The 13,053-nt window shown below is 61.0% G+C and carries 12 protein-coding genes and 2 pseudogenes; 10 read left to right on the top strand and 4 right to left on the bottom strand.

The window, feature by feature from the left end:
* Positions 1-823: 823 nt before the first annotated feature.
* From IPK20_03600 to IPK20_03585, 4 genes and pseudogenes are all read right to left on the bottom strand, one after another.
* The gene (locus IPK20_03600) at positions 824-2,467 is read right to left on the bottom strand and encodes a secretin N-terminal domain-containing protein (protein MBK8015881.1); all 1,644 of its coding nucleotides are present in this window, start codon (positions 2,465-2,467) and stop codon (positions 824-826) included.
* A 336-nt stretch (positions 2,468-2,803) separates the two neighbouring features.
* Entirely contained in the window at positions 2,804-4,312 is a 1,509-nt protein-coding gene (locus IPK20_03595) for an AAA family ATPase (GenBank protein ID MBK8015880.1), read from the bottom strand.
* Positions 4,313-4,327: 15 nt separating this feature from the next.
* Positions 4,328-5,757 (bottom strand): annotated as a pseudogene (locus tag IPK20_03590) (sigma-54-dependent Fis family transcriptional regulator).
* Positions 5,758-5,895: 138 nt separating this feature from the next.
* Positions 5,896-6,594, bottom strand: a complete 699-nt coding sequence (locus IPK20_03585; GenBank protein MBK8015879.1) for an ABC transporter ATP-binding protein — start codon at positions 6,592-6,594, stop codon at positions 5,896-5,898.
* A 150-nt stretch (positions 6,595-6,744) separates the two neighbouring features.
* Here IPK20_03585 and IPK20_03580 point away from each other — a divergent pair, with 150 nt between their 5' ends.
* From IPK20_03580 to murA, 10 genes and pseudogenes are all read left to right on the top strand, one after another.
* Entirely contained in the window at positions 6,745-7,563 is an 819-nt protein-coding gene (locus tag IPK20_03580; protein MBK8015878.1) for an ABC transporter ATP-binding protein, read from the top strand.
* Positions 7,560-8,353 (top strand): annotated as a pseudogene (mlaE, locus tag IPK20_03575) (lipid asymmetry maintenance ABC transporter permease subunit MlaE). The gene IPK20_03580 and the pseudogene mlaE overlap by 4 nt, the downstream one beginning before the upstream one ends.
* A 1-nt stretch (position 8,354) precedes the next feature.
* Positions 8,355-8,831 (top strand): outer membrane lipid asymmetry maintenance protein MlaD, encoded by a 477-nt coding sequence (gene mlaD, locus IPK20_03570; GenBank protein ID MBK8015877.1) that lies wholly within the window; start codon positions 8,355-8,357, stop codon positions 8,829-8,831.
* A 1-nt stretch (position 8,832) separates the two neighbouring features.
* Complete coding sequence (locus IPK20_03565) at positions 8,833-9,267, top strand: ABC transporter substrate-binding protein (protein ID MBK8015876.1); 435 nt, start codon at positions 8,833-8,835, stop codon at positions 9,265-9,267.
* A gap of 51 nt (positions 9,268-9,318) precedes the next feature.
* A complete protein-coding gene (locus IPK20_03560; GenBank protein MBK8015875.1) occupies positions 9,319-9,510 on the top strand; it encodes an ABC transporter substrate-binding protein in 192 nt (63 codons plus the stop codon).
* A complete protein-coding gene (locus IPK20_03555) occupies positions 9,507-9,797 on the top strand; it encodes an STAS domain-containing protein (protein ID MBK8015874.1) in 291 nt (96 codons plus the stop codon). Before IPK20_03560 ends, IPK20_03555 begins: the two co-directional genes overlap by 4 nt.
* Positions 9,790-10,707, top strand: a complete 918-nt coding sequence (locus IPK20_03550; GenBank protein MBK8015873.1) for an ABC transporter ATP-binding protein — start codon at positions 9,790-9,792, stop codon at positions 10,705-10,707. Before IPK20_03555 ends, IPK20_03550 begins: the two co-directional genes overlap by 8 nt.
* Positions 10,704-11,459: an ABC transporter permease gene (locus IPK20_03545; protein MBK8015872.1), complete on the top strand. Its 756-nt coding sequence runs from the start codon at positions 10,704-10,706 to the stop codon at positions 11,457-11,459. The genes IPK20_03550 and IPK20_03545 overlap by 4 nt, the downstream gene beginning before the upstream one ends.
* A gap of 21 nt (positions 11,460-11,480) precedes the next feature.
* On the top strand, positions 11,481-11,717 hold the full coding sequence (locus IPK20_03540) for a BolA family transcriptional regulator (protein MBK8015871.1): 237 nt from the start codon (positions 11,481-11,483) through the stop codon (positions 11,715-11,717).
* 42 nt (positions 11,718-11,759) lie between these two features.
* Positions 11,760-13,016, top strand: coding sequence for a UDP-N-acetylglucosamine 1-carboxyvinyltransferase (gene murA / locus IPK20_03535; protein MBK8015870.1), 1,257 nt, complete (start codon positions 11,760-11,762; stop codon positions 13,014-13,016).
* Positions 13,017-13,053: the final 37 nt, after the last annotated feature.

The following is a 13,053-nucleotide window of genomic DNA, read 5'->3' as shown; positions in this document are numbered from 1 at the left end:
CGGGGGCGCATCGGTCGCGAATCCGGCACGGCGCCAGAGGAACTGTCCGGCGCTTGCATCGTTGCGGACCGTGCGGGACTGACCGTCGCTCCAGAACCGGGTCCGCCCGAACCTTCATTGGCAGGAACCGCCACGGGAACGCCATTCGCGGACGGCGCACTCTTCGAAGGCGTCGAGGGCGGGATTGGAAGGGAAGTGCTGCTGGGACTCGGTGTACCGGTCGTTCCGGCCGGGGCTGCGGCCGTGTTCAAGCCTTTGATGGCGTCCGGCTCCACACGCCCCGGCAGATCAAGGCTTGGCATGGGCGGAGGCGGCAGATCCGCCGGCGGCGGTGCGGTGATTGGGCCCGTCGGCGTCGGCCCGGAGGTTCTGGCGAGGGGCTGTATCTGGGCGCCAGTCGGCGCCGTGAAGCCCGAAGAACGCGTGAAAATTCCCGGATAGTTGATCGCGAGGAATACGTAGGCGAAATAGAAGACCAGAAAGACGAGAACGGCGATGGCGAAGACGTAGACAGGGTTCTCCCGAGCCCATTCGACCACGCTGAAACGTTCAGCCCTCAGGGCACCAGCGTCCACAGTGGCTGCGCTTGCGGCTTCCGCAAGATCTGCCGGTTCGGCGGCACGGGCGAAGAGATTCGAGCCCTTCGGTCTGCTGGTGAAATTCAGATCCCGGGCGGCGGAAGGCGCCCGGGTGCGCGCCCTGGGTGGAAGCCGCGGCAGCTGCGGCACCTCCCGCAGCAGGACGACCTGCCGCGGGCTGGCGGGCGTCGCCACAGCGGATTCGCGGGACTTGGACGCTCGCTGCAGTGCTTTGAGAAGCAGGCTCATGGCGACTTCGGCGAATCCGTCACCGCATCGAACTGCTCCGCCCGGGGAAGCTGCGAGCGGAGGAACCGCAAATCGCCCGCTTCAACGGACGGCGCCTTGACGACGGTGGGCCGCAGGAAGATCACCAGTTCGGTCTTGGTCGTCGAGTCGTTCCTGTAGGCGAAGAGATCGCCCGCACGAGTGTTTCCGATGCCCGGCACCTGGTCACGGTTGCGCCGGACCTCGTCCTTGATCAGTCCGCCGAGGATTGCGGTTTGGCCACTCGACAACTGCAGGACCGATTCGATTTCGCGGATCTCAACGATCGGGATCACGCTTTCAATGGTGATGGCGGGATTGGGATCCCTGGCTGAACCCACTTGGCTGGTCACCGTGGGACGCACCGTCAGACTGACTGTGCCCGCTTCGTTGATCTGAGGCGTGAGTGACATTACCAAACCGATGGGCACGGTTCGAGCAATCGTCGTCGTCGCCTGGAGGTTCTGGCCGCCCACCGATGTAGCTTGCGATATCTGCTGCTGCACTTGAAAGTACACGATGTTGCGCACGACCTTGAGCAACGCAGTTTGATTGTTGAGCGCCATCACCTTGGGGCTCGAAAGCACCCGGGCATTGCCGAACTGCTCGAGCAGCTTGATCGCGGCGAAGATGCCGTTACGGGTGTTTGCGCCATACGTGAGAGCGGTCACCGGCGCCGCCGCAAGACGAGTGGTTCCAACCAGGGTTTGGGAAAATTCTATTCCTGCTCCCTTGGAAGACGCGACTCGACCCCAGTCGACTCCCGCCTGATAGTTGCGTGAAAGCTCGACTTCCACGATGGTTGCTTCGATCAGGACCTGTCGCTGGGCTGACGCCATCACCGAATCCAGATACTCCTGAACCAACTGGTGCTGACGCTCGGTGGCCATCACCGTGACAGTCCCGGCAATCGAATTCACGGCCACTTCGTTGGCAACGTCACCGGGCAGGGGCAATGCAGGCTGATTCGCGAATACGCTGGAAAACAGATCCTTGGCGTTGTCGCCGGCTCGGGCCACGGCCTCGGCCTGTGCAATCCTTTCTTCGCGCTGGGCCTTGGCCGCCTCCGCGCGCGCCGACCGCTCGTCCGCGGACATCGCCTGGGCACGGGTGGCGGAGAGCATGCTCTTCAGGTTCCTTTCGAGCGTTTCCCAGAAGTCGTTGCGGGACTTGGTCGTCACGGTGGCAGTGGATGCGTTGTTGCCCCCGCCAGTACCACCCGTTGCGCCTCCCCCGCCCGCTGCACCCCCTGCACCTCCCGTCGTCACCGTAGCGATCTGCCCCGATACTGCCACGGTGGAATCCGTTTCCCGGGTCACGTTCACGTAGTTGACCCGGTACGACTTCACGTACGGCGTGTCGGGCACGACGTAGATCGTCCGGCCTTCCTGCTTCCAGCGCAGGTTCACCTGCTTGGAAATCCGTTCGAGGATGGCCGGGAGGGTCTCGTCGATGGCATTCAGGCTGACCAAGCCGGACAATGCCGGATGGACGTCGATGTTCTGTTTGGTGTCGCGAGCCAGCGCAAACAGGAGGTCCTTCAACGGCACCTCGTTGACCACTACGCTGTAGGTGGGAAGTTTCTGCTGTGGTCTGGGGGCGGGTACGCTGGGTGATACCACCGGCGGAAGGATGTCATCCGGCGCTGTCGCGGTCTTGTCCGCTGTCAGATGACTCTCCGACAGTGGAAGCTTGGGTGCTGGGTACGAGCATGCTCCCAGAAGCAAGGCACCTGACAGCGAAATCAGAAGCGCACGGATACGTCCGGGCCGCTCGAGGCGAACGTCACGCGCCGCGCCCGTCGACACGGGGCGTCGGATTGCGTGTGACGAAGGCAATACATGATTCATCTGCGGGCTGCGCTCCCTGGCAACGTTCGCCTGCATGGCGGCCGACGGTCGACGGCCTGACGTGCCCAGGGCGCCAACCGATGCAAACGGGACTAGCGCTGGCAAGGACTATTCCAAGCCCGCGACGGATGCGGCCTCCACCTCGGAACGGATCACACGGAAACTCCGCGCATATGGGCGGAATCGGGTGAGTTCGGGGGGCAAGGTCCACAACGCTTCGTTCGCCTCGCGCTGACCGGCGAAGCTGCCGAAGACCACCGTGTACAACGGTCTCGCGTCTGCCGAGGTACGGTACACAAAAAATCTATCCCTTTCAACAGATTTGGGAAGGTTCCTGAAATAGCTCTTGAGGTACTCCTCATCGGCGCCGGTCAGTATCTGGATGGAGAAGGCATCCGGGTTCTGGGCCTTCAGCCATGCCACGCTTTCGACGATTCTCGTGGCAACGAAATCACTGGCGGCGGGAGCCGAGGCAATGCTCGCGGTCTGAGATGACAAAGGAATTGTCGCCTCCGCGGGTGATCGTGCCGGGGCGATTGGTTCCACATTGGGTCCTGCAACCGGTGCCGCAGGAGAAGCAGCTGAAGGGACGTACCCGGCCGGCATGGGCCGCGCCATTGGCTCTTGGGCAATCGACCCTGATGGCGAGGGGCTGGCAGCCGGTTCGTTCACGAGCGAGGTTACCGTTGCCGGTCTGGCTGTCCACAGAAGCCAGCCCACGATCCCCAATACGGCGAGGGCGGCGCCGCCAGCGACGAGCCACTTCCCGGACATCGGCAGAACGCCTGAGGAGCGGTTGGACTCTCCACGGCTGAATTCGCTGTCGGCGATGGCGCTTCGAACATGCTTGACGCCAAGGGTGTGAGTGTTCTCGGTGAATGCCGCGAGCATTGCCTTGTCCGCGATGATGTTGACGCGCCGCGTCAGTCCCTTCGACGCCTCCGCGATGACATCGACAACCGCTTTGGAGAAGAGGGCGGGACCTCTATAGCCCGCGGCTCTCAGCCGGAACGACAGGTACTGGGCGATCTCGTCGTGCTTGAGAGGCCCCAGATCGAAGCTGTATGTGATGCGCTCCCGGAGTTGCCTGATGTGCGGCTGCTTGAGGTTCTCATCCAGTTCCGGCTGCCCGAAGAGCACAATCTGGAGCAGTTTGTGATCGCTTGTCTCGAGATTGGATAGGAGCCGGATCTCCTCGAGCGTCTCCAAGGGCATGCGCTGGGATTCCTCCACGAAGAGGACCACCTGGTGCCCTTTGGCATGACGCGAGACAAGGTAGTTCTGCAGGGTGTGGAGCACCTCGACGCGGCTCGCCTCACGAGGAATCTTGAGAGACAGTTCGAACGCAATGGCGTGGAGAATCTCGTTGGGGGCCACGCTTGGGTTGGCCAGGTACACGACGTCCACGGTCTGGTCCAGCCGGTGAAGCAGCACCCGGCAGAGCATTGTCTTGCCGCTTCCGACTTCGCCCGTGACCTTGATGATTCCCTCTCCCTGCGCGATCGCGTACAGCAGGGCTTCCAGCACTGCACCACGATTCCCACCCTCGAAAAAAAAGGCGGTATCTGGCGTGATCTTGAAGGGTGGGCGCTTCAGGCCGAAAAAGTCGTAATACATGCCTTTGTCTGTGCGTCAGGTCGGTCCGATCCGGCTTCGAGGGACATTCTCGGAATCCGAGTCGAATGCCTGTATGCGACTGTATAGCGTGGTTCGGTGCATGCCCAGCATTTTGGCAGCCTGGGACAAGTTACCCTGGGTAAGCTTGAGGGCGGCCTCCACGAAGCTTCTTTCCCAGGCGCGCAGCGCTTGGTCGAGTTCTATCGATCGGTGGGCGGACAGAATGGACGTGGCGACGGCGACCGACGCATCGAAGTCGACCATCTGCGTTCCGGGCCGCCCGTAAGTGTGCCTTCCAAGTCCAGTTCTCTTCCGAGTTCCTGGGGCCCAACCTGTTGTCCGGCATGCTTGGTGACGAGCCTGATCGCAATGTTGCGCAGCTCCCGCACGTTCCCGGGAAATGAATACCTTCCCCACAGTGATTCCCCCTCTGGAGAAAGCGTGCACGGAGAGGCGCCCGCTTGTGCCGCGTAGAAGTTCACGAAATGCGTGAAAAGCCGCAGCTTGTCGTCCCCGAGATCCCGTAGTGGCGGGACCTGGACAGTGAACACCGATAGCCGGTGGTATAGGTCCACGCGAAAGCGGCCCGACTTGATTTCCTGCCTGAGGTCCCGGTTCGTCGCCGCCACGACTCGGGCACGGCTCACTCTGAGCTGGGTTTCTCCCACACGTTGATACTCGCCGTTCTCGAGTACGCGCAGGAGCTTCGCCTGCAACTCGAGTGGAAGTTCGCCGATTTCATCGAGGAACAACGTGCCTTCGGCAGCTTCCTCGAAATACCCGGCCCGCGGGTTCGTCGCCCCCGTGAAGGCGCCTTTCGCATAGCCAAAGAGCGTGGGCTCCACGAGGCTCGGGGCAATGGCGGCGCAGTTCAGGGCGAAATACGGTCGACCGGAACGCGGAGAGCCCGTGTGAAGGGCCCGGGCAACCAGTTCCTTGCCGGTACCGGACTCACCTTCGATCAACACGGGATACGGTGAGGATGCATACTGGCGTATCTGTTCGCGCAGCTTTCCTATCGCGAAACTCGATCCGACGATACCCGAGCCGTCGGCTGCCGCAGCCTCTTCTGCCTCTCCGAACTGCCGCGCCTTGAGCAGGAGATCCTTGAGCACGATCGGCTCGCAGGGTTTGGCGACGAACTCCACCGCTCCCAATGCGCGTGCATGGCGCGCGTTGATCTCGTCGTTCTGGCCCGAAAGCACGATGATTTTCATGGCGGGCGATGCGGCCATGAGTTCGGAGATGAGTTTGAAGCCCTCGTCGGGACGGTGAGGGGTGGGCGGAAGTCCGAGGTCTACCAGCGCCAGCTCCGGCACGTGCCCCAATTGGTCGATGAGGCCTTTCACCTTCTGCCGCGATTCGGCCGAATAGACGCGGAAATCCCTGCTGAGAACGAAGTCCAGCGTGTCGACGATCAGGGGATCGTCATCGACGATCAGCAGATCCGGCTTGCGGGATGCAGAAGTGTCCACCCGGTATGGTCCCAGTCGCCTTGAAGGATCGAGCGTTCAGGTCTTCAGGTCGAGCGAATCGTGCGTCACTCACCAATTCTGCCAGACATCCAACGGTTTCCTGCTCCGCTAATCGATCGTTGCGAGAAACGCGGATTCCAGGCTGTCTTGCCCGGTGACGGTCCGCAGTCCTCCGGGTGTTCCGATATACCGCAATGCACCACCGTGCAGGACAGCCATGGAGTCGCACATCTCTTCCACGTCCGCGAGCGCGTGAGACGTGAGAAACACCGTGGTGCCCTTCGAGCGCGAGGCCCTCAGTGCGACCTTGAGCAGGGCCCGCGCCTTGGGATCCAGGCCACTGGCCGGCTCGTCGAGCACGAGCAGAGGGCGCTCCGAAAGAAGGCAGGCTGCCAGGCCAAGCTTCTGTGTCATCCCTTTCGAATAGGATTTCACCGGGCGGCAAAGCGCGTCCGGGTCCAGGTCGAGGGACCGGACTGTCGCGTCCACAGCCACAGACGTCGAACGGACTCGATAAAGCCGACTCATCAGAACGAGGAATTCCAGCCCGGTGACATAGTACGGGGCCGAGAATCGCTCCGGGAGAAATGCAAGTTGTCGTCGGGACTGCGTCTTTCGACTCGATTCACCGAAGATACGGATCTCGCCCGAATCCGGTCGAATCGCATCGAGGAGACACTTGATGAGGGTCGTCTTGCCAGCCCCGTTAACACCCACCAAGCCAAAAAAGGCTCCCGCCGCAACGCTGAACTCCACATTTCTCAGGGGATGAACGCTGCCGTAACTCTTGTGCACGGCAGCGACCATCAACGCAGATTCGTTTGCCGGAACGTCCAAGAGATGGGTCATGTAGGGGTCTTGTAGGAACCATGGCACGGTAACCCAATCAAAAACCAGGAACAAGCTGCGACCGTCTACCGAGGCGTTCAATTACAATCGCTTACCCCAACCACCTGCATGCCCGTGATATCCAACGCAATCGTCGAGCTCAATGACGTTGACTTTGCCTACGACTCCCGCCCGATCCTTCAGGGCATCCGGATGCGCTTCCCACGGGGAAGAGTGGTCGCCATCATGGGCGGCAGCGGGTGTGGCAAGACGACGATCCTTCGGCTCATAGGAGGGCAGGTGCGTCCCGCGAGGGGCACGGTGACGGTCAATTCGACACCGGTGGACTCCATGTCCCATTCAGGGCTGTATGCGATGCGCAGGCGCATGGGCATGCTGTTCCAGTTCGGCGCCCTGTTCACGGACCTCACCGTGTTCGAGAACGTCGCGTTCCCACTGCGGGAACACACGAGGCTCCCGGATGCGCTGATCCGTGACCTGGTCTTGATGAAGCTGCACGCCGTCGGTCTCCGGGGGAGCTGCCCAACTCAGCCGGCAGAGTTGTCCGGGGGGATGGCGCGGCGAGTGGCGCTTGCCCGGGCGGTCGCGCTAGATCCGGAACTCATCATGTACGATGAACCGTTCACCGGTCTGGATCCCATATCTGTGGGCGTGATCGCGAATCTCATCAGGCGGCTCAACGATGCGTTGGGCGCAACGTCCATTCTTGTGACACACGATGTCGAGGCGTCGTTCAAGATCGTCGATTACGTCTACATCGTGGCGGCAGGCAGCATCGTGGCCGAAGGCACGCCGGAGGAGATTCGGCAGTCCGAGGAGCCGCTGGTGCGGCAGTTCGTCAGAGGCGAGACGGATGGCCCTGTGGCGTTCCACTACGGGGCGAATTCCTATGCGGGCGACCTGGGCCTGGAGGACGTCGTGAAATGATCGGGACGCTAGACAGAACCCTTCGGCACATTGGCGCCCGCGCGATCGATGGGGTCTGGAAGCTGGGCTGTGCCAGTCGATTCACCGCGACCGTCCTGTTGCGGTCCGGGACAAGCTTCCGGCGACCCCAACTGACGCTGGATGAAATCTTCTTCACTGGGGTCCTCTCACTGATCATCGTGATCGTCAGCGGATTGTTCGTAGGTCTGGTGCTCGGCCTCCAAGGGTACGAGACGCTGAAAAGATACGGTTCGGCGGAGGCCCTGGGTACGCTCGTCGCGCTTTCGCTGGTCCGTGAACTCGGGCCGGTGGTTTCCGCATTGCTGTTTGCAAGCCGTGCCGGGTCCGCCATCACGGCGAAAATCGGGATCATGAAGTCCACCGAACAACTGTCGGCCATGGAGATGATGGCGGTGGATCCCTTCGAACGCGTGCTTGGACCGATCTTCTGGGGCGGCGCGTTGTCCATGCCCCTCCTGGCTGCGATCTTCAGCGCCTTCGGTGTGTTCGGGGTTATCTCATCGGAGTGGTCATCATCGGAGTGGACGCTGGAGCGTTCTGGTCCCAGATGCAGGCGAGCGTGGATCTTTGGGACGACGTCGCCAACGGTGTCATCAAGAGTGCGGTTTTTGGTGTGGCAGTCACGCTTATTGCTCTTTTCGAGGGGTATGACGCTCCGCCGACGGCGGAAGGGGTGTCGTACGCGGTCACACGCACGGTGGTGACCTCGGCGCTGGCCATCCTGGCCCTGGATTTCGTGCTGACCTCCTTCATGTTCACGGGAGTCTGATATGAAACGGACGACGGTCGATCTGTGGGTCGGCGCGTTTGTGGTGGGTGGTCTGATCGCCTTGCTGGTATTGGCCCTCAAGGTTGGCAATGCGAATACGGTGAGTGCGAGTGATGGTTACCGGGTGACGGCCGAATTCGACAACATCGGCGGACTCAAGCCCCGTGCCCCCGTGAAGAGCGCCGGGGTGGTGGTCGGGCGAGTGGAGAACATAAACTTCGACAACAAGAAGTTCGTCGCTCGCGTGACGCTGCTTCTGGACGGGGCGTACGAGTTTCCGACCGACACGACAGCATCGATTCTTACCTCCGGGCTGCTTGGCGAGCAGTACGTGGGACTCGATGGAGGGGGGGACGACAAGCTGCTGAAGGACGGCGACCGCTTGCGCCTCACGCAGTCAGCGATGGTCCTGGAAAAGATGATCAGCCGGTTCCTCTACAGCAAGGCCGCGGAAGGCCCCGCAGCGCCGGAGAAATGACGTGAAGCTTGCAATGGAGATGTCTATGAAGGAATCAATGCGCCGTCTGGCGCTTCGTATCGTGGCATTGGCCTTGCCCGGATTGCTGCTGGTCGCGACGAACCTTCGGGCGGAGATCCTTTCCCCTGACGTGCTCGTCCGACAGACGAGCGAAGAAGTCTTGCGCGGAGTCGCCGACGACAAGGAACTGCGCAATGGTAACGCCACCCGTTTCATCGAACTGATCGAAACGAAGGTCGTGCCTCATTTCGACATGCAGAAAATGACCCGTCTTGCGGTCAGCAAGAGCTGGGAGACAGGCGTCGACCGAACAGCAGAAACAGTTGGTGAAGGAATTCCAGACCCTGCTAGTCCGGTCCTACGGTGCCGCCTACAGTTCGTTCCGCTACGTCAAGGTGGACGTCAAGCCGCTGAAGATCTCGAACGGCGAGGATGACGTCACCGTGAAATCGGTGATCCTGCTTCCAGGCGGGGCACCCCTGTAACGGTGGACTACCTGATGAATCTCACTGCAGATGGCTGGAAGGTTTATAACGTCGTCGTGGAAGGCGTGAGTCTGGTGACAACGTACCGAAACGACTTCGCCACGCAGATCGAGCAGAGCGGTATCGACGGGCTGATCAGGAATCTACAGGAACGCAACAGCAAACCAGCCACGGCACAGAGTACGAAGAAATGATTCAGAGGGATGGAGACCGCCTCAGGGTGCTGGGCGAAGCCACCCTGGAGACGGCCGCTGCTTTGCTGGGACAGGGAGAGGCGCTACTGGGTAGCGGAATAACCACTCTGGATCTCGCCGGCGTTTCCGCGGCGGATTCGAGTGGACTGGCGATACTGCTCGGTTTGAAGCGCGCGGCGCGGCGCCAGGGGGTTGACCTTCGCATCGAGAATCTGCCCGCCAATCTTGCCTCGCTTGCGCACCTGTACGGACTGGAGCCCATATTGCTGCTCGACGCGCATGTCTAGTGTCAGGGCAGGGACGCCTGCCATCGAAGTCACAGCGCTGTGCAAGCGTTACGGAAGTCTCCAGGCACTTGACCATGTCGATCTTCGGGTCGAGGCCGGTGAGTTCTTCGCCTTGCTGGGACCGAACGGCGCCGGCAAGACGACCCTGATCAGCATTCTGGCGGGATTGGCGCGGGCCGATAGCGGCGCTGTTCGTGTTCTGGGGCATGACGTGGTGCAGGACTACCGTGCGGCGCGACGCTGTCTCGGGGTTGTGCCACAGGAACTGGTGTTCGACCCGTTCTTTTCCGTTCGGGAGACTCTCCGCTTCCAGTCCGGATACTTCGGCCTGCGCGAGAACGATGCCTGGATAGACGAAGTCATGGAGCGGCTGGACTTGGCGCCAAAGGCCGACGCGAACATGCGGGCTCTCTCCGGCGGCATGAAGCGGCGAGTTCTGGTCGCACAGGCGCTTGTGCACAAACCTCCGGTCATCGTGCTGGACGAACCGACGGCGGGCGTGGACGTGGAACTGCGTCAGGGTCTTTGGGGCTTCGTCAGCCAATTGAACAAAGACGGCCACACGGTCATCCTAACGACACATTACCTGGAAGAAGCGGAGGCACTCTGCGGGCGCGTTGCGATGCTCAAGCAAGGCAGGGTGGTGGCTCTTGATACGACCGCCAATCTCCTCAAGGGCGTCGCGGCTCTGCGCCTGCGGCTCGTGATCAATCCACGAGTGGTGCCCGAGGTGCTGTCCTCTGCAGTGACCTGGAATGAGGACGGGTCCATCACCATGCCGCTTGAGCGCCCAGCCGACATAGCTGACCTGGTCGCCGCCGTGCGAGCGTCAGGGGTGGAGATCCAGGACCTGAGGGTCCTGGAACCTGACCTCGAGCACGCTTTTCTCAAGATCATGGGAAGCAAGTGACAGGTTTTCGCACACTGCTCTACAAAGAGCTGCTCAGGTTCTGGAAGGTCAGCTTTCAGACGATTGCCGCTCCCATCCTGACGGCCATGTTGTATCTCCTCGTCTTCTCACATGTGCTGGAAGATAGAGTGCAGGTCTATCCGGGAGTGCCCTACACTGCCTTCCTGATTCCTGGATTGGCGATGATGTCGTTGCTGCAGAACGCATTTGCCAACAGCTCGTCGAGCCTGATTCAGTCCAAGGTCACCGGGAACATCGTCTTCATATTGCTGCCACCCCTCTCGCACGCAGAATTCTTCTGGGCCTACATCATCGCGTCCATCGTGCGTGGTATGGTGGTCGGGGCAGGTGTCTTTCTCGTGACGCTGGTGTCGACGAAAGTCCCGTTTCCGAACATCGCCTGGGCGCTTGTCTTTGCTGTGCTAGGGGGGGGGGTACTCGGTGCTCTGGGACTGATCGCGGGGATCATTGCGGACAAGTTCGACCAGCTGGCCGCCTTCCAGAACTTCATCATCGTTCCGCTGACGTTCCTGTCGGGTGTCTTCTACTCGGTCCATTCGCTTCCGCCCTTCTGGCAGGGCGTTTCACATGTCAATCCCTTCTTCTACATGATTGACGGGTTCCGCTTTGGCTTCTTTGGCGTGTCCGACGTTTCGCCCGAGGTCAGTCTGGGAATTGTTGGAGGATGCTTCGCTGCCTTATCATTGGCAGCATTGGCGATGATCCGGAAGGGTTACAAGCTGCGTCACTAGGTCCCCGGGCGGGAAGTTCACATGGTCACCCCACAGCAGGTCCGGCAGTACATTCTCGAGAATCTCGCTTGCGAGCACGTCGAAGTCCAAGGCGACGGCCACCATTTCGAGGCGGTCATCGTGAGCCCGGCTTTCGAGGGCAAGTCGCGGATTCAGCAGCACAAGACGGTCTACTCGGCCCTAGGCGACAGGATGCGCGAGGAGATACACGCGCTTTCCATGAAGACCTACACTCCCAGAGAGTGGGCAACCCGGTAGTCTTCCCTCCCGGGCGTTCAGGCGCCCCCTGAATCTATCTTCATGGACAAATTACGCATCGAAGGTGGTGCGCCGCTCTCCGGTCGGGTGCGGGTTTCGGGCGCCAAGAACGCCGCGCTTCCGATACTCTGCGCTTCGATTCTTACCGAAGAGTCACTCGCTCTGACGAATGTCCCGCAACTGCGGGACGTTACAACCATGCTGAACCTGCTCGGGCAGATGGGCGTGGAGCTCTCGTTGGACGAGAAGTCAGGCGTTTCTCTCTGTGGATCGGGCGTTGCCCGCTTCGTGGCCCCTTACGATCTCGTGAAGACGATGCGAGCGTCGATACTTGCGCTTGGCCCCCTGGTGGCGCGTTTCGGGCAAGCACGTGTCTCTCTTCCAGGAGGCTGCGCGATCGGCATGCGACCGGTAGATCAGCACATCAAGGGCTTGCAGGCGCTGGGCGCGGAAATATCGATAGACCAAGGGTACATTCAGGCGAAGGCGGCGCGACTCAAGGGTGCGAGACTTGTGATGGACATCGTGACCGTGACAGGTACCGAGAATCTGATGATGGCGGCGTGTCTTGCCGAAGGAGTGACCGTTATCGAAAACGCCGCGCGGGAACCGGAAGTCGTTGATCTGGCAGATTGCCTTGTTGCCATGGGCGCCCGAATAGAGGGTGCGGGCACTGACGTCATAACGATAGAGGGCGTTCGTGAACTGGGGGGGTGCTCCTACTCTGTCATGCCCGACCGGATCGAGACGGGTACTTTTCTCGTAGCGGCGGCAGCCAGCCGAGGCGAGATCGTCCTCGACGGCGCTCGTCCTGGAACGCTCGATGCGGTCCTGGCAAAGCTTCAGGAAACCGGGGCAGTGATAGAAACGGGCCCCGATACCATCCGCCTGTCGATGCCGTCGCGACCTCGCGCAGTCAGTCTGCGAACGGCACCCTATCCGGCGTTTCCGACTGATATGCAGGCCCAATTCATGGCACTCAACTGTGTGGCAGAAGGGACGGCGGTGATCACCGAAACGATTTTCGAGAATCGCTACATGCATGTTCAAGAGCTTCGGCGTCTTGGAGCAGATATCGAAGTGGACGGCCATACTGCGGTCGTCCGGGGAGCTTCGCGCCTGCAGGGCGCCACTGTCATGGCCACCGATCTTCGTGCATCCGCGAGCCTCGTCATCGCCGGTCTGGTAGCTGATGGTGAGACGATCGTCGATCGGATCTACCATCTGGACAGGGGATACGAGCGAATCGAAGAGAAGCTGTCGATGCTCGGCGCAAGTGTCGGCAGACATAGAAACTGAGACCTGAAGGTTACAATCCCCGTCATCACTCCCTGAT

This window comes from Betaproteobacteria bacterium, from assembly GCA_016713305.1.
In the GTDB taxonomy this organism is placed as follows: domain Bacteria; phylum Pseudomonadota; class Gammaproteobacteria; order Burkholderiales.
This window is presented reverse-complemented; position numbering and strand designations above follow the sequence as displayed.